We start from the raw sequence: 16,951 nt of genomic DNA, 5'->3' as shown, positions 1-16,951 counted from the left end.
AATTAGTAACAGTGTCAAAAGAATTTAAGATAGGTTTAATTACCATTATTTCCGGTGCCTTATTGTACTATGGATTCAATTTTCTGCGAGGATCTGATCTATTTTCTCCATCTAACAGGTTTTATGCCACATACACCAATGTTTCAGGTTTGAATGTATCAAACCCCGTTTATTTCAACGGTCTGCCGGTCGGAAGAGTGAGTGGGTTTAAGCTTGTTCAGGAAAAAGGATATATCGTCGTTTCATTTGATATTGATGAAGGCTTAATGATCGGTAAAGATGCTTCGGCAACTTTGGCTAATGACGGACTTTTTGGAGGAAAGGCAATCGTACTGAATGTAGGAAAAGCACAGGATTTGGCCCAGCCAGGAGACACGTTGGCTTCAGACATGGATGGTGATATGCTCTCCCAATTTGAGCCGGTAGCGGATAACTTGAATACGACTATAACCAAGCTGAACGAATTGCTGGACGAGCTAAACAGGACGGATATTAGAGGAACAGTGGATACGTTAAAGTATGCTATTGGCTCTATTACTCACAAAGTAAATAGCCTCGAAGTAGAACGAGTTTTAAATTCTACGGACTCACTAATAAATAGTGTCAAAGACAGAAGTGATCAGCTTGAAGGTTTGATTTCGAGTTCCAAAATGCTCATGGATTCACTGAATGAGGTACCTGTGGCTGCCACTCTCGAAAAAGTAAACGAATCTCTGGAGCATGTCAATCAACTCTTACTGGCTGTACAATCAGAGGAGGGAACAGTTGGCAAGCTTCTCAACAATGATTCGATCTACAACAATTTGAATAAGCTTCTTGTAGATATGGATGAGCTCATCATTCATTTCAACAATTACCCAAAAGATTTTATGGGTCCGCTTGGTAGAAAAAATAAGAAGCTCAAAGGAATTTCTCAGGAAGGTAAGTAGCGAAAAAAAATCGATGAATATTCAATTCAATAAAAATGAAGATGCCAACAAGCAGCTGGTATACAAGCTAAACGAGCGTCTTAAAAATGTAAAACTTGGTGGAGGCGAAAAGAAAATAGCCTCGCATCACAAGAAAGGTAAACTCACGGCTAGAGAGCGCATAGAATACCTATTAGATGACCCAAAGGAGTTTTTAGAGGTTGGCGCATTTGCTGCGGATGGAATGTACCTGGAAGTAGGGGGTTGCCCTTCCGCCGGGGTGGTAACTGGAATAGGAAAAGTATCTGGCAGGCAATGTATGGTAGTAGCCAACGACGCGACTGTAAAAGCGGGCGCCTGGTTTCCCATGACCGCTAAGAAAAATTTAAGAGCACAGGAAATCTCGATAGAAAATAATCTCCCAATCATCTATCTGGTCGACAGTGCAGGCGTTTTTCTCCCAATGCAGGACGAGATTTTTCCAGATAAAGAACATTTTGGACGCCAGTTCAGAAACAATGCGGTAATGTCTTCTAAAGGCATCATTCAGATCGCAGCGATTATGGGTAGCTGTGTAGCAGGAGGTGCCTACCTCCCAATCATGGCCGATGAAGCCTTAATTGTTGATGGAACCGGATCAGTTTTTCTGGCAGGTAGTTACCTTGTAAAATCTGCAGTTGGTGAGGATATTGACAATGAGACACTAGGAGGTGCAACGACCCACTGTGAGATTTCAGGCGTTACAGACAATAAGTTTGAGGATGATAAGGCAGCCTTAGATGCGATAAAGAAGATTTTTGACAAAGTAGGAGAGCCTGAAACTGCCGGCTTTAACCGTGCCAAAAGCAAAGCGCCAAAAAAGAAGCTTACGGATATCTATGGAGAATTTCCGGAAAATCGCGGAATTCAATACGATATGGAGGAGGTCATCAAGTGCTTGGTAGATGATTCCGAATTTGATCAATATAAAGAGTTATATGGTAAGTCGATTGTTTGCGGATATGGCAGAATTGATGGCTGGAGTGTAGGCATTGTAGCCAACCAGCGCAAGGTGGTGAAAACCAAAAAAGGAGAGATGCAGATGGGCGGAGTGATTTATTCCGACTCAGCCGACAAAGCTGCGCGATTCATTATGAACTGCAATCAGCGTAAGATCCCATTGGTTTTTCTGCATGATGTAAATGGATTTATGGTTGGCTCTCGATCCGAGCATGGAGGTATAATCAAGGACGGTGCGAAGATGGTAAATGCGGTTTCAAATTCTGTAGTGCCAAAATTCAGTATCGTAATGGGTAGCTCATATGGCGCAGGCAACTATGCGATGTGTGGCAAAGCCTATGATCCGCGTTTGATTTATGCCTGGCCGACAGCAGAAATAGCAGTAATGAGTGGAGGTTCTGCAGCCAAAACACTTCTTCAGATTGAGATTGCCTCAGCAAAAGCGAAAGGCAAGGAGCTCACAGAAGAAGAGAAGAAAGCTCAACTTAAGAAAATTGAAGATTCATATAGAGAAAAATTAAGTCCTTACTATGCCGCCTCGCGACTTTGGGTAGATGGCATCATCGATCCAAAAGAAACCCGAAGTGTCATTTCAAAAGGGATAGAAATGGCGAATCATGCCCCTATTGAGGAGCGTATGAACGTAGGTGTCATTCAAACTTGATAACTTTATTCCTTGCTCAAAGAATCTGAAATAAAAGCCCTTGTTGTCCTTCTGGACGATGAAGATCATGAGGTAGTTTCTCATGTTGAGGAAAAAATCATGTCCATCGGAACCAGTGTAATTCCATTGCTGGAGCAAGAATGGGAAAGCACATTTAACCCAATCATTCAAGGAAAAATTGAAGATCTCGTGCATGAGCTCCAATTTGAGCTTTTAAAGGAACGGTTTCTTGAATGGAAAGAGCGAGAATCTGACGATCTGCTCGAAGGACTTTGGATAGTCGCTACATACCTTTATCCGGATTTAGAAATCGATGAACTCCAGCAAGAGATTGATCAGCTATATCATGAACTGTGGCGTCACATGGAGGATGAAATGACTCCCTACGATCGGGTAAAGGTTTTCAATGAAGTCTTTTTCAACAAGTTTAAATTCAGAGCAAACACAAAAAACTTTCACTCACCTGCCAATTCCATGATTAACTCGGTTTTGGAAACGAAAAAGGGAAATCCAATTTCCTTATGTTCAGTGTATCTGTTGCTGGCCAAAAAAATGGACCTTCCAGTTTATGGGGTGAACCTTCCCAATCTATTTATCCTGACCTATCAGGTAGGTGAAGAATCATTTTATATCAATGTTTTCAACAGAGGACTGGTCTTCACCAGAGATGACATAGACAATTACCTGGAGAGTTTACAGCTCGAAAAACAAGGTATTTTTTACAATCCCTGCTCAAATCTTGACATCATTTTAAGAGCGCTTCGCAACCTCATCGTCTCATTCGAAAAGCTCGGAGACTATCACAAGGCCGATGAAATTAAATTGATCCTTCAGAAAATGGATGATCAATATTTCTCGCTATGAAAAGCCTGGACCACATTTTAAAAGATTTGCATGAAATGTCAGATCCCGAGTATATCTCTAAAATGGAATACTTCGGGATTAAAGGTGCGCCTAAAGCACTGGGGATAAAGAATGCCATCCTGAAGCCTTATGCGAAAGAGCTTGGCAAAGACCAATCGTTGGCCAATAAACTGTGGGATCAACCCATCCACGAATGCAAGCACTTAGCTATTCTGATGGCCGAACCTAAGATTTTTACAGAGGAGATAGCTGAAAAATGGACGCGAGAATGCTATTCATGGGACCTTGTAGATGGTATCGGCATGAAGCTATTGCCAAAAACTCCCTATGCATTAGCCAAGGTAGAAGAGTGGAGTCATCGGGAAGAAGAATATGAGAAACGTATGGCTTTCGCACTCATCGTTGGGATTACCCTACACCATAAAAAAGCACCAAATGAAAAGTTTGCTCAGTTCTTTCCCATCATCGAACGAGAATCGTGGGACGAAAGAAACTTTGTGAAAAAGGCTGTGAATTGGGCACTCCGACAAATTGGCAAGAAAAACCTCACGCTCAATAAACAGGCGATAGAAGTAGCCGGGCGAATCAAGCTACAAGGCACGAAGGCCGCTCGCTGGATTGCCGCAGATGCACTTAGGGAGCTGAAAAGTGAAAAGATTCAGCACCGACTGAAATCAAAAGAATCCTAGACCAGATTTCATCCTTATTGTAACCTTTATTCTTTATCAGAGTATTAAGATTACAATTAAGACTTTAATATTTAGGCTACCTTTAGGATTTAAATATAAAATCTATGAATAAGTATTCGATAGGGGAATTTGAGGAAGTGGTCATGCTCACTGTAGCTGTCTTGTATGAAAACGCATATGGCATATCCATCAAAGAAGAAATAGAAAATCGCTTGGAACGAAAAGTCAGCGTTGGTGCTATGCGAACAGCGCTAAACCGGCTGGAGAAAAAAGGCTATCTCGATTCTGAATTCGGTGAAGCTACTGCCGTACGCGGAGGAAAAAGAAAACGCTTCTTCAAAGTGACCCCACTGGGTAAAAAAGTGCTCGAACAAGTAATGGAGACAAGAAAACAGCTCTGGGATTCGATTCCTTCAGTGGCTTTTGATTTCAAATTTGGATGAGTGAAAACACTCAAATATTGCCACCAAAATTACCCAGGCGCTTTTTAAAGTGGTTTTGCAATCCACAATTGGTTGAGGATGTGGAGGGAGACTTGTCTGAGCTATTCGCTGAGCGAGCAAGTGAGAATCGATTCAAGGCAAAACTCAAATACATGCTTGATGTACTCATGCTTTTTCGGCCGGGCATCATCAGAAATTTTGAACTCAAAAACGGACTAATCAATACATCTATGTTAAAGAATTACCTCAAATCATCGATCAGGAATCTCCTTAAATACAAGAGTTTCTCATCTATCAATATTTTCAGCCTGTCCATCGGAATGGCGGCTTGTATGGTCATTTTTCTCTTTGTGAAGGATGAAAAATCTTTCGACGCTTTCAATGAGAAAAATATTTACAGGCTGTGCGAGATTCAGAGTTTCCCCGGAACAAACACTCAAAAAGTGGCACTCTCAATGCCTGGAATGGGTCCGACAATGACAGATCAATTCCCGGAAATAGAAAGCTATACACGATTCCGGAGGTATGGTAGTCAACTCGTGGAGCTCGACGACAAGAATGTGATGGTGGAAAGAGTGGTTGGCGTGGATAGCAATTTCTTTGAAATGTTTGATTACGAGCTACTTTTTGGAGACCGCACAAAAGTGGTGGACGGCCCACTAGATGCAGTAGTGACACGCGATGTGGCTATGCGTTTATTTGGTGAGGTTAATGTTGTAGGCAAAACCTTCGTAATGGGAGGTGATCAGGTGGCCATCAGAGGCGTGATGGAAAATGTGCCGGAAAACTCACACCTGCAATTCAATATCGTACTATCTGTTTTTGCTTCAGGCGCCGAGGAAGAAGAGTTCAACCAGACATTCGGAGGCAATTTTCTCAATACCTATTTCGTCATCAACGAGAACGCTGACTTGGGAGAAATGGCCAGGAAATTTCCCCAGTACTTAATCGATAATCTCAACCGAGGCGAAGAGATCATAGAAAGCTATCAGCTTTTTCTCCAGCCGCTCGAAGATGTACACCTTGCTTCCACAGACATTGAACACGACTACAGCAACCACCGAAAATTCAACGGCCAATACCTGGATGTTTTCATCCTGGTGGGAATTTTCATTCTAATCATCGCTTCGGTAAACTTTACAAATTTGACCACAGCACGCGCCAGCTATCGCAGCAAAGAAGTGGGAGTAAGAAAAACCATTGGAGCCGTACGCAAGCAACTTTTTGATCAATTCATTTTTGAATCGGTGCTCTTAGCAGTTATTGCACTGTTTTTCGCAATCATCCTCGTGGTATTAGCTCTGCCAGCGCTCAATGTCCTCATCGATCGTCAGCTGTCCATATTCCCTTTCCTATTGGATATAGAATTTATCCCGATCGCTTTGACGATTACATTGCTACTTGGTGTGGTCGCAGGACTTTATCCTTCACTTTACTTGTCATCCTTCAAGCCGGTAGTGGTTTTAAAAGGTCTTAAAAGCCAGGAAAAGAAATCCGTTTTCAGAAGCTCATTGATCATTTTACAGTTCAGCCTGGCGCTGGGCATGATTGTGTGCACACTCATAGTAGTGGAGCAATTGATGTATATCAAAAACAAAGACATTGGCTTTGCCAAGGATCACATTGTGCTCATCGAAATGAATCGCGAAACACAGGAAAACTTCGTTCAAATGAAGGAAGAGCTCCTCAATCAATCAAACATTCTGGGCGTCACAGCCTCAGGACAACGATTGGGCAACAACTTTCACCAATGGGGATTTAAAGTGAGCATGGATACAGGAATGCTCGATCTTACACCTTCTAATGTACATGTGGACTATGACTACCTGGATGTCTATGACATTGAGTTGAAAAATGGTAGAACCTTTTCAAAAGAATATGCCACCGATGATGGACTTGCGTTTATCATCAATGAATCTTTTGCCAAAGAATTAGGACTGGAAAATCCCGTCGGCCGCAAAGCAGGACATGCGTGGTATCCAAACGATTCGCTGGGCAGCATTATCGGTGTGACCGAAGATTTCAATTTCAATTCACTGCACTATAAGGTCAATACCCTTGCGATGGTGGTTCATACCGAGTGGGGATTTAGTGAAATGTCTATTAAAATCAATGGACAAAATGTAGAAGCTGCGCTTGCTGAGATAGACAATGTCTATTCAAAGTTTGTAAATGACTACCCGCTAACCTACGAATTTCTGGACGATCATTTTAAAGAATTGTATAAGTCGGATCAGCAGATGGGAGCTGTAATTACCATTATCGCAGTGCTATCCATTTTCATAGGCTGCATGGGACTTTTTGGACTCGCCTCCATTTCCATTCAGCGAAGAATAAAGGAAATCGGAATACGGAAGGTAATGGGTGCTTCACTCAAAGAGCTGATGATTTTGCTATCAAAAGGGTTTACCATGATGATCTTGGTGGCCTTTGTCATCGCTTCGCCAATCACCTATGTGTTTATGTCAGGCTGGCTTGAAAACTTTGCCTACCGGATTGATATCAACCCATTCTTATTCCTGATTGGAGGGGCTGCAGCGCTGCTGATTGCCCTGGCAACGGTCAGCTATCATGTAATAAGAGCCGTGCGCGCAAATCCGGTAAGTTCATTAAGGTATGAGTAAAAGGCATATCATAATGCCTCCAAAACTAGCCACACACTTTCTTAGATGGTTTTGCAACCCCCTGCTTATAGAGGATGTCGAAGGAGATCTGTCAGAACTATTCGCAGAGCGAGCGGAAGCCGGTCGCTTGAAAGCTAAAGTCAAATATTACCTGGATGTGCTAGTGCTTTTCAGGCCGGGAATTATCAAAAATCTAGAACTCAAAAAAGGACTAATTAATACTGCTATGATTAAGAATTATTTAAAAATCGCACTCAGAAATGCCCTTAGATATAAAGGTTTCACAGCGCTAAACCTACTTGGATTAGTCGTCGGGTTGGTTTCCAGCATGCTCATTCTGATGTGGGTAAATGATGAAGTTTCAGTAGATAAGTTTCACTCCAATGGAGATAGGATTCATCAGGTTTTTAGGAACATGAAGCAGTCAGGAGGTATGATGAGTACTACCTGGTCTATTCCAAAACCAGCTGCAGATCTGTTCAAAGAAGAATATCCGGAAGTGGAGGAAGTAGCACAGCTGAGCTGGCAGATGGACATAGAGTTTAAAAAAGGAGATGAAAAATGGGAAAGTGATGGGTTTTTTGCGACACAAAATTTCCTGACCCTTTTCTCATTCGAATTATTGGAAGGAGATAAAAAAACTGCACTGGCTGATTTAGGCGCTATTGTCATTTCTCGTTCGGAGGCAGAAAAACAATTTGGATCTGACTGGAAGGAAAAAGCAGTAGGCTCGGCGATAAACATTGATGGCGATGGCGAGGCGATTGTCAGTGGGGTGTTTGAAAATATTGGGAGCAACTCCAGTTTACAGTTTGATTGGTTAATGCCCGCTCAACTCTATTTCAACCAAAACGATTGGGTAGACGATTGGGGAAATGGGAGTTTCAGGATATACTTCACCCTGCGCGATGAGGCCGATCTGCCTGTGGTGGAAGAGCGTATGTACGAAGAAATCATTACGCATGCGGCCGGTCAGAGTAATTCCGGAGAAGAATACCTCATAGCGCATAAATTTCAGGACTATTATCTCTACTCCAATTTTGAAAATGGAGTAGTGGACGGTGGAAGAATAGAATATGTGCGGATCATGACTGTTGTGGCAGTCTTCATCCTGCTGATTGCATGCATCAACTTCATGAACTTGGCAACCGCAAGATCAGGCAGGCGATCGAAAGAAATTGGATTGCGGAAGGTTATGGGTGCGCATAAATCATCCATTAGCGCACAATTTTTTATCGAATCAATTATGCTCTCTCTGGCGGCAGTTATGCTGTCAATTCTTTTGGTATGGCTACTGTTGCCTTTTTTCAACCAGCTTGTAGACCGCCAATTATCAATCGACTTTAACCAGCCACCTACCTGGTATTTTTTACTTGGCATCACCTTTGGCGTGGGCTTTCTATCGGGACTCTACCCCGCCGTTTTACTACCCACATTCAATATTATCCGATCACTCAAAGGCTCCATCAAGCAATCATCCGGAGCTGCTTATTTCAGGAAAGGCCTGGTGGTATTTCAGTTTTCAATATCCACCCTGCTAATTGTGGGCACGGCAGTCATTTATACACAGCTGGAATTCGTCCTGAACAAAAACCTGGGATTTGACAAAGACAACCTGGTAGCCGTACGCATGGGAGGAGATTTTGGTGAAAGGCTGAATACGTACCGCACAGAGATCGAAAAGATACCTGAAGTTAAAGCCATGACTGCCTCTTCGGGAAACCCGATCTCCTATGGCAGATCCACCAGCTCAGTGCGCTGGGAAGGAATGAGTGAAGAAGGCTATGAAATAAATGTCATGCTGACGGACGAGCATTTTGTGAAAACCATGGGAATGGAAATCAAAAGTGGTCGGGACTTTAACGAGCAATTGACCGACTCCACGAGCTTCATTATCAACGAAGTACTTGCCGAGCTCATGGGATTTGACGATCCGATCAACAAGGACCTTTCATTTTGGGGAATCAGTGGAAAGGTAGTGGGAGTGATCAAAAACTTCCACATGAGAACCTTGCATGAGCCGATCGCGCCACTCATAATTTCGTGCATTTCACCCTCGAGCACAAACATTGCACTGGTGAGAATACAAGGAGAGCCGAATAAAGCATTGGAAGCAATCGCAGAAGTGAATCAAGCGTTGGACCCCGATCAGGACTTGAGTTATGAGTTTGTGGATCAGGTATATGCCGAAAGCTATGAAAGTGAAATGACGGTGAGCTCCCTCGTGAAAATCTTTGCAGGTATTTCCATATTCATTTCATGCCTCGGTTTGTTTGGCTTGTCTGCATTTACCGCGGAGCAACGATCCAAAGAGATTGGTGTGCGAAAAGTGCACGGCGCCAGTATCAAACAGTTGGTTTTACTGCTTTCCAAAGACTATTCTATCCTCATGATTTTTGCCTTTGTTGTAGCCACGCCTTTTGGATACTACTTTGGTAATTCCTGGCTGGACGGTTTTGAATTCAGAACGTCATTGAGCCCCGTTCTATTCATCATTGCAGGAATAAGCACCTTTGTAATCGGCGCTTTGACCGTAGGGATTAAATCCTTGCAGGCAGCTAGGGTAAATCCGGTCAATATTTTGAAGGACGAGTAAATAAAATCTCAAATCAACAATTCAAGCTACCCTGAACTTGCTTGTCGCAGGCAGTTCAGGGCTTTTTTTACATACTATTCTTCTCGGGTTCCCCGACTAGCTCCACTTACATTCATGCATACAGCTCTTACATCAATGCAATGAGTCCTGTCAGGACTGCAATAACCACTGTATCCTTTGCATAAAGCACTTTCACCACTGCATGAACCACTGGCGACACTGCATGGCATGCTGACACGACTGCATAGACTGCTGACAGGTCTGCATAGCCTACTTACATTGCTGCAATGATCGGTTACACGCCTGCATAGCATGGTGGGAGTGGTGCAATGGCAGCTTGGAGGCTTGCAATGCTGGCGCTCATTTACAACGAGTGCCTATCATTTAGATGGAATGCACGCGCTAGAAACGCGCGCTAGCGAGGTAAGTCCGCTAATATTTCTGATAGACGGGTATTTAGAAATGAATCGGGATACTTCTTTTCAATGATCAGATCTTCTTTTAAGGGCTGTATTTGGCTGTGAACTTTCCAGCTTTCGATACCTTTTTCAAGCGGATGTCCTTTATCTCCATTGTGCTGGATGTAAATCAAAGGTATTCCCCTGCTCCTGGCTTTTTCAATCAGGTGTTTGATGCTCGCAATTTTCTGCTCACCTTCAAAGATTGGCGGAATTCTTTCACCATTATACATTCCGGATTGTACATCAATTATTATTAAAGCAGATTTACTCATCACTTTAACGCCCAACTAAAATGGGTATGCGACTCAATTGCTAGAAGCACTAAAACTTCCAGATCGCATTTTTCTTTCAAAAAGCTCAGTTCGCATATTCATTTTAGTGTCTGTTAGACGCTTTTTAAACTTGTTCTGATTTTTTTCAAGATATCAATTATTTCGCTCGCACTTTCCTTGAACTCTTCCTTTGCTTGCTTTTCGTTATCATCAACCCAAGATTTAACTTCTTCCAAAAGTTCTCTTTTCTTGTTCCTTTTTTGCTGTTTATCTTTTAATTCCAATACTTCTTTTACCTGTTTCCGAAATCGCTTGGGGTAATATTCTTCAAAATTATGCTTTGAGAACTGATTAAATTGTTCAGGATTCCATCCAGATTTTGAGAAATTAGCTTTCATTTTCTCTATAATCTTACCTTCTTCATCCCCAGAATCAATAAAAACCCACACCTTGTTTTTATAAGTAGGCTCCAAATGGAGAAATACAAATAGCTTATTAAAGTCTTCAAATTTCGGATGAATTTTGCTGGTAGAACCGGCTGAAAATGTTCTTAACTCATATTTGAGATTAGGGGTAAACCACTTAATCAGATAGTCTCTTATTATCGCCTCCGCTGAAGACTCCTCGAGAAATAACCAAGCTTTCCATAAGTCATAGTCAAAAAAATCATACCCAAGATCTTCGAGCACTTTTTTTCTTTCTAAAGGATTATTTCCAACCTCTGAGACCGATGATAATCTTAATTTAGGACGCTCGTTATCATAACTATTATTGCTTACCTGGAGAATTTTAGCATCCTCAACTGCACCCAAATGTTTCATTACAATGTTTGAATGCGTAGAAATAAAGAATTGATTGTATTCTGATTTTTCAGCGATTAAGGCCAAGAGTGCTTTTAGAGCAGTTGGATGTATATCATTCTCAGGTTCTTCAATGAGAAAAATTTTATCATTCGCAATGCATAAATCTGTAATTAGACCAAGCATATTTGAAACACCTTCCCCCATAGCTGTCAAGGGAATGTGTTCGAGGTTATGAATAAACTGGACTGCTTGCTTACCATTTCCTTTTGCCAGAGTAGATATTTCAAAACCAAGTATGTCATCACACGCTTTAACATATTCGCTATTGCCTGGTTGGAATTGTGGAGTTACTAGCCTATCTATTTTTGAATAAAGGTGTTGAAAATTGCCCAGTACGGAGTTGGCATGTTCCTCGTTTATTTGATCATTATAACCTGCAGTTTTACGTTTGGACAGGTAAGGATAGATAAGGTTGTCAGGTTCTTTTTGCGGGATGTTATTACATCCTGTTGTTCCACCATTCGAATTTACAATTACTTTGTTCTGATTATTCAAAGTGATTTGAATTTTGACAAAATGCGGATTTTCCTTGATAAATCTTTTGTGTCCTCCATCGAAGTATAACCCAATAATTCCATCCTGAGAACCAATTGTTTTGTCATTCGAATTCAGTGAATTTCTTTGAAGTTGAAAAATTGAATTTAGTATTGTCGACTTACCTGTATTGTTTGGGCCAATGAGAACATTTATTCCCTTTGAAAACTCCAACCTGTTGAGTTGTTTGAATCCCCTAACACTTGTCAGTTCTATTCCAGTTATTTTCATTAGGATTATTGCGTTTAACAATTATATAAACGTAATATAAAAAAATGTGCTTCTGCACCCCTTTTAACCATGTTTTTTTCAGCCAATGCTGGCGCTCGTTTGCAACGAGTGCCTATCATTTGGATGGAATGCACGCGTTAGAAACGCGCGCTAGCGATTTTCCATTAAATATCAGGGGTTAGAAGGCATTCGTCCAACATACACAACCCCCTCTAAGTCCCAAAAGCCAGCAAATACTCCCCAATGCTGGCGCTCGTTTGCAACGAGTGCCTATCATTTGGTTGGAATGCACGCGCTAGAAACGCGCGCTAGCGATTTTCCATTAAATATCAGGGTTTATAAGGCATTCGTCCAACATTACACAACCCCCTCTAAGTCCCAAAAGCAGCAAATACTCCCCAATGCTGGCGCTCGTTTGCAACGAGAGCCTATCATTTGGATGGAATGCACGCGTTAGAAACGCGCGCTAGCGATTTTCCATTAAATATCAGGGTTTAGAAGGCATTCGTCCAACATACACAACCCACTCTAAGTCCCAAAAGCCAGCAAATACTCCTTCACCCATTCATAATGGATAATGTGAGAGCTTGTATGTCCGGGCTTGAGTATCTCACCTTTTATAATGGTGTCAGACTCGAAAGAAATCTTGATTTCATCCTTGAGACTCAAAAACTTACGTCCGAAGATTTTGTAAATCACCTCCTTGGCGCACCAGATCGTGCAGAGCTTCTGCAAGTCATCTTTGAATTCCATCTCAGTGCTGTGGAGGTATTTCATCTTCACGTAATCGTGCTTGTCTCTAGGCCGCTCCATGTCTATGCCGCAAGGCTTTTGAAGGTGAATCATGGCCGCCGCTATGGGGAAGGAATGCGAGATGGAAATGTGTACATCCTGACCAGCAAGAAATGGTTTTCCATTGGCTTCCTTGCTGATCCCATTGAATGGAAGGCCAAATTTTTCACAAAGACATTTCACTAAAATCCTCCCTACAATCCACTCAGCTTGCCTTACCGGATTTAGATCTGCTGGAAACGGCTCTGGAGAAAGATAAGGGAGGTCAAGAAACGTCTCCTGAATGTTCCAAACAGCATATGCAGATTGATCATCAATCTGCTTGTTCAATAGCAATGGCATAAGGCAATTGTAATACTTTTGCATACCAAATGGGCAAGATCAACGTAAAAAAACTCCACACTTTTCTAGGGCACAATGACAGCATTTATACACTCGAAAGCTTAGATGATAATCGATTCATTTCTGCAGGTGGAGATGGGATGGTTGTGCTCTGGGACTTGAAATCACCAGACGAAGGTGAGGTCATCGTGAAGATAGAAGGCTCGGTCTATGCAGTCGCCTACGATCCGGAGGAAGGATTTCTATACGTAGGCCAAAACAATGAAGGAGTTCATAAAATAGATCTCAAAGAGAAAAAGGAGGTAGCCTCCATCCAGTTGGGTGACCATCAGATTTTTGATTTAAAAATCATCAATGACCAGGTTTGGGTCGGACTTTCCGATGGCGAAATCGTCAGCCTGAGCAAGGATTTATTGATCACCAACAGAATAAAGCATTCCAATGATCGGGTGCGAAATTTTGATGTATTTGAAAATAAGGTGGCGGTCGCATACAGTGACAATATCACGCGAATCATAGATGCCAGCACCATGGAGATTTTACACGAGCTGAAAGGACACAAAAACTCCGTTTTTGCTGCGAGGTATCATCCGTCAGGCAAATACGTGATCACAGGCGGCCGAGACGCCCAACTCAAAGTGTGGGACAGCCAGGCAGATTATGTGCAGAGAGAATCCATCGCAGCGCATCTATATACGATAAATGACGTAATCTTTAGAAAGGACGGGCGATACTTTGTGACAGCCAGTATGGATAAGGCCATAAAATTGTGGGACGCACACAACTTTCGCCTACTAAAAGTATTAGATAAACATAGACACGCAGGACACGGAAATAGCGTTAATAAGCTGCTTTGGATGAATTATCGCGACTTGTTAGTAACTTGTAGCGATGATCGTTCGATCTCCGTTTGGGAAACTAAATTTGAAGAATGAAGATAACACCGCTGGAAATTCGTCAGAAGGACTTTGAGAAGAAGCTTAGAGGATACGATAAAGATGAAGTTAGTGCCTTTTTACAGTCGCTATCCAATGAGTGGGAACGAATGCTTGAGGAAAACAAAGAAGCAAATCTTAAGCTCCAACAAGCAGAAAAAGAGGTTGCCAAGCTTCGAGAAGTTGAAACTTCGCTTTACAAAACACTAAAAACCGCAGAAGATACAGGGGCAAATGTGATTGACCAGGCCAATAAAGCAGCCGAGCTTCACATGAAAGAAACCAAGATGAATGCGGAAGCGCTCTTGAGCGAATCTAAGAACAAGGCACGCGCCATGATCGAGCAGGCCGAGATGGAGGCACGCCAGATCATAGAAGAACTACAAGATGCAGTAAAAGGTATTGAGCAAAATCACCGTGATATTGAAAATCATCGGCAGAATGCGCTTCAAGAATTGAAAAATCTTTCGGTTACACTCATAGAGAAAGTAGAAAGAAACACCGGTGAGACGAAGGAATTCAAGTTTGACGACTATGTCAAGCGGGTAAAGAAGTTGGCGCGTGAGAGCGAAGACCGCATTAAGTCGGAGAAAACCGAAGTGCAAGTAGAGACCAAATCCATTGATCCGCTACCCAAAGAAACCGAAGCTCCGAAAGAGGAATCCAAAAAACCTGAGGTGGAAGTAATAAACGAACCACCAAAGACTGAAGAGCTGCGTGAAAGGATCATTCAAAAAACAACTCCACCGACTCCACCACCCGAGCCGGAAGCTAAAGTAGAACCCGTAAAAGAGGAGAAAGTAGTAGACAAGGGTGAGCCAAAAGAGGAACTAAACATCAAATCTCCGGAAGAACCGGAAGCTCCCAAGGAGGAAGAAGCGCAAGCAGAAGAAGCTCCGGAGAAAGCCGAGGTTGTGGAGAAGGAAGAAACTGTAGAGGATGCACAAGAAGAAAAGAAAAAAGGTCCTCGCATTTCTAAGACTGTCTCTTTCTTTGACGAATTAGATACCGACTAAATCATGGGAAAAGTCTCTCTGGAGGGAATGGAATTCTATGCACGCCATGGTTACTACGAAGAAGAGCGTGTTATAGGTAATAAATACAGTGTAGATGTCACGCTTGACCTAGACTTTACAGATGCCGCGATGGACGATAAGCTGGAAGGCACCGTGAACTATGAGAAGGTTTACGAGATTGTGCAAGAGGTCATGAGCATAGATGCCAATCTTCTTGAGCACCTGGCAGGCAAAATGATAAAAGCACTCAAAGAGAATTTCTCAGAAATCAAGCATATTCAAGTGAAAGTCAGCAAATACAATCCGCCAATTAAAGGCCTTTGTCATAAAGCTACTGTTGAGTTGGAAGGTTAAACAAACACAAACCCTCTGGCATCCGCTTCATCATAGAATTCGATCTTTTTCCCTACGAGAAACATCATCTCTCGTTTCTGTACCAGAATCTGAACACCATCAACGAAGTACTCATCATCTGTCTCTTTCTTTTTATCAAAGCCAAGCTTAAAACCTACGCCACAACCCATGCCTTTAGTGGCAATGCGCAAGCCGTACCCTTCAGGTATTCCTTTGTTTTTCAGAATATTTTTCACCTCTTCCAGTGCTCTCTGCGTTATTTCTATAGGTGGCTTCATTTCAAGCTTATTTTATAAACCTTAAAGTTGAGGCATTATACATTTAATCGAAAATAGAATCTTACGTCAATAAGTTCACAATGAATAAATCCCGAATTTTTCGAGTTATTTTTGACGTTTAACAAACACTAAACAATCCAATACATGGAAATGGTTTACGACCTCTTGAAAATTACAATTCCAGCTGGGCTGGTACTATACCTCGCTTATCTTTTGGTTCGCTCCTTCTTACAAAAGCAATTGGACGAAATAGCATTCACTGTACGTCAGAAAAATCAGGAAATCGTAGTGCCAATTCGTCTCCAGGCCTACGAACGAATCGTTCTGCTTTTAGAGCGAATTACCCCATCAAACCTGGTTTCCAGGCTCAGCAGCTCGGATTACACCGCTGAAGAATTTCAGCAAATCCTGGTTCATGAAATCAGAAACGAATTCAACCACAACCTTTCACAGCAGGTATATATGTCAGATAGCTCCTGGACATACGTTACCACTGCAGTAGAGCAAACCATTTCAATCATAAACTCTTCGAGAAATACCTTAGACGGTGAGGCAAAAGGTTTTGATCTAGCACGGGCTATATTAGAGAATACAGCAGGAGAGGAAATGGACACCTCTAAGCAGGCGATCAAATACATCAAAGAAGAAATTCAAGACGTATTCTAAATGGATAAGACAGAAAAAATATGGGAGAAAGCCAAAGAAACAGCCGGAGATAAAGGAAAAATTAAAGCCACCTTATCCGCCGCTGGCAATAAGCTAAAACGTTTGGCCGAAAATTCGAATGAACTACAAGAGCTTAAGTCTAAGCTGGAGATACTTATGCGTATGGTTCAGGCGCACCTATCGGGAGAATATCGTGCTTTTCCTGTTTCATCAATCATATTAATAGTCTTTGCACTTGTTTACTTCATCACCCCGATGGATTTAATCCCGGATTTTATTCCTGCTTTAGGCTTTACAGATGACGCCTCCGTCGTTTTTCTCATAGTTAAGAAGCTTAATCGAGATATTAAGAAGTTTCATCTATGGGAAGAAGAACAGTGGGAACAAGCTGACTAAATTTTTTGTACTACATGCTCAAAA

Annotated in this window: 16 protein-coding genes; 12 read left to right on the top strand and 4 right to left on the bottom strand. The window is 42.1% G+C overall.

The genetic code is table 11. The features are described 5' to 3' along the window. The first annotated feature begins 11 nt into the window (after nucleotides 1-11). The 7 genes from ACL8WY_RS06080 to ACL8WY_RS06050 all read left to right on the top strand — a co-directional run bounded on the left by ACL8WY_RS06080 (nucleotide 12) and on the right by ACL8WY_RS06050 (nucleotide 9,787). The gene (locus ACL8WY_RS06080) at nucleotides 12-929 is read left to right on the top strand and encodes an MlaD family protein (protein ID WP_436517533.1); all 918 of its coding nucleotides are present in this window, start codon (nucleotides 12-14) and stop codon (nucleotides 927-929) included. Between the two features lie 13 nt (nucleotides 930-942). Next, entirely contained in the window at nucleotides 943-2,571 is a 1,629-nt protein-coding gene (locus ACL8WY_RS06075; RefSeq protein ID WP_436517532.1) for an acyl-CoA carboxylase subunit beta, read from the top strand. Between the two features lie 12 nt (nucleotides 2,572-2,583). Beyond that, complete coding sequence (locus ACL8WY_RS06070; protein WP_436517531.1) at nucleotides 2,584-3,435, top strand: transglutaminase-like domain-containing protein; 852 nt, start codon at nucleotides 2,584-2,586, stop codon at nucleotides 3,433-3,435. After that, complete coding sequence (locus ACL8WY_RS06065) at nucleotides 3,432-4,124, top strand: DNA alkylation repair protein (RefSeq protein WP_436517530.1); 693 nt, start codon at nucleotides 3,432-3,434, stop codon at nucleotides 4,122-4,124. The genes ACL8WY_RS06070 and ACL8WY_RS06065 overlap by 4 nt, the downstream gene beginning before the upstream one ends. A gap of 104 nt (nucleotides 4,125-4,228) precedes the next feature. Next, nucleotides 4,229-4,567 (top strand): PadR family transcriptional regulator, encoded by a 339-nt coding sequence (locus ACL8WY_RS06060; RefSeq protein WP_436517529.1) that lies wholly within the window; start codon nucleotides 4,229-4,231, stop codon nucleotides 4,565-4,567. Continuing rightward, nucleotides 4,564-7,191, top strand: coding sequence for an FtsX-like permease family protein (locus ACL8WY_RS06055; protein ID WP_436517528.1), 2,628 nt, complete (start codon nucleotides 4,564-4,566; stop codon nucleotides 7,189-7,191). Before ACL8WY_RS06060 ends, ACL8WY_RS06055 begins: the two co-directional genes overlap by 4 nt. Continuing rightward, nucleotides 7,184-9,787, top strand: coding sequence for an ABC transporter permease (locus ACL8WY_RS06050; RefSeq protein ID WP_436517527.1), 2,604 nt, complete (start codon nucleotides 7,184-7,186; stop codon nucleotides 9,785-9,787). Before ACL8WY_RS06055 ends, ACL8WY_RS06050 begins: the two co-directional genes overlap by 8 nt. 415 nt (nucleotides 9,788-10,202) lie before the next feature. Here ACL8WY_RS06050 and ACL8WY_RS06045 read toward each other — a convergent pair whose 3' ends face one another. The 3 genes from ACL8WY_RS06045 to ACL8WY_RS06035 all read right to left on the bottom strand — a co-directional run bounded on the left by ACL8WY_RS06045 (nucleotide 10,203) and on the right by ACL8WY_RS06035 (nucleotide 13,306). Continuing rightward, nucleotides 10,203-10,520, bottom strand: a complete 318-nt coding sequence (locus tag ACL8WY_RS06045) for an isochorismatase family protein (protein ID WP_436517526.1) — start codon at nucleotides 10,518-10,520, stop codon at nucleotides 10,203-10,205. A gap of 113 nt (nucleotides 10,521-10,633) precedes the next feature. Further along, nucleotides 10,634-12,148 (bottom strand): ATP-dependent nuclease, encoded by a 1,515-nt coding sequence (locus ACL8WY_RS06040; protein WP_436517525.1) that lies wholly within the window; start codon nucleotides 12,146-12,148, stop codon nucleotides 10,634-10,636. 528 nt (nucleotides 12,149-12,676) lie between these two features. Further along, entirely contained in the window at nucleotides 12,677-13,306 is a 630-nt protein-coding gene (locus ACL8WY_RS06035; RefSeq protein WP_436517524.1) for a 4'-phosphopantetheinyl transferase family protein, read from the bottom strand. 5 nt (nucleotides 13,307-13,311) lie between these two features. On the opposite strand from ACL8WY_RS06035, the gene ACL8WY_RS06030 reads away from it, so the two are divergent. Genes ACL8WY_RS06030 through folB form a run of 3 tightly spaced genes read left to right on the top strand, consistent with a single transcriptional unit; the run spans nucleotide 13,312 to nucleotide 15,587 of the window. Beyond that, the gene (locus ACL8WY_RS06030) at nucleotides 13,312-14,217 is read left to right on the top strand and encodes a WD40 repeat domain-containing protein (RefSeq protein WP_436517523.1); all 906 of its coding nucleotides are present in this window, start codon (nucleotides 13,312-13,314) and stop codon (nucleotides 14,215-14,217) included. Further along, the gene (locus ACL8WY_RS06025; RefSeq protein WP_436517522.1) at nucleotides 14,214-15,233 is read left to right on the top strand and encodes a DivIVA domain-containing protein; all 1,020 of its coding nucleotides are present in this window, start codon (nucleotides 14,214-14,216) and stop codon (nucleotides 15,231-15,233) included. The genes ACL8WY_RS06030 and ACL8WY_RS06025 overlap by 4 nt, the downstream gene beginning before the upstream one ends. 3 nt (nucleotides 15,234-15,236) lie before the next feature. Continuing rightward, the gene (gene folB, locus ACL8WY_RS06020) at nucleotides 15,237-15,587 is read left to right on the top strand and encodes a dihydroneopterin aldolase (RefSeq protein ID WP_436517521.1); all 351 of its coding nucleotides are present in this window, start codon (nucleotides 15,237-15,239) and stop codon (nucleotides 15,585-15,587) included. Here folB and ACL8WY_RS06015 read toward each other — a convergent pair. Further along, nucleotides 15,584-15,865, bottom strand: coding sequence for a HesB/IscA family protein (locus tag ACL8WY_RS06015; RefSeq protein WP_436517520.1), 282 nt, complete (start codon nucleotides 15,863-15,865; stop codon nucleotides 15,584-15,586). The two genes, folB and ACL8WY_RS06015, sit on opposite strands and share 4 nt — an antisense overlap. Nucleotides 15,866-16,009: 144 nt before the next feature. Here ACL8WY_RS06015 and ACL8WY_RS06010 point away from each other — a divergent pair, with 144 nt between their 5' ends. Together ACL8WY_RS06010 and ACL8WY_RS06005 are read left to right on the top strand one after the other, a co-directional pair. Continuing rightward, complete coding sequence (locus ACL8WY_RS06010) at nucleotides 16,010-16,531, top strand: hypothetical protein (protein WP_436517519.1); 522 nt, start codon at nucleotides 16,010-16,012, stop codon at nucleotides 16,529-16,531. After that, nucleotides 16,532-16,927, top strand: a complete 396-nt coding sequence (locus ACL8WY_RS06005; protein ID WP_436517518.1) for a YkvA family protein — start codon at nucleotides 16,532-16,534, stop codon at nucleotides 16,925-16,927. It abuts the gene before it with no gap. Nucleotides 16,928-16,951: the final 24 nt, after the last annotated feature.

Origin of the sequence: Ekhidna algicida, from assembly GCF_051379705.1 — a bacterium.
In the GTDB taxonomy this organism is placed as follows: domain Bacteria; phylum Bacteroidota; class Bacteroidia; order Cytophagales; family Cyclobacteriaceae; genus Ekhidna.
This window is presented reverse-complemented; position numbering and strand designations above follow the sequence as displayed.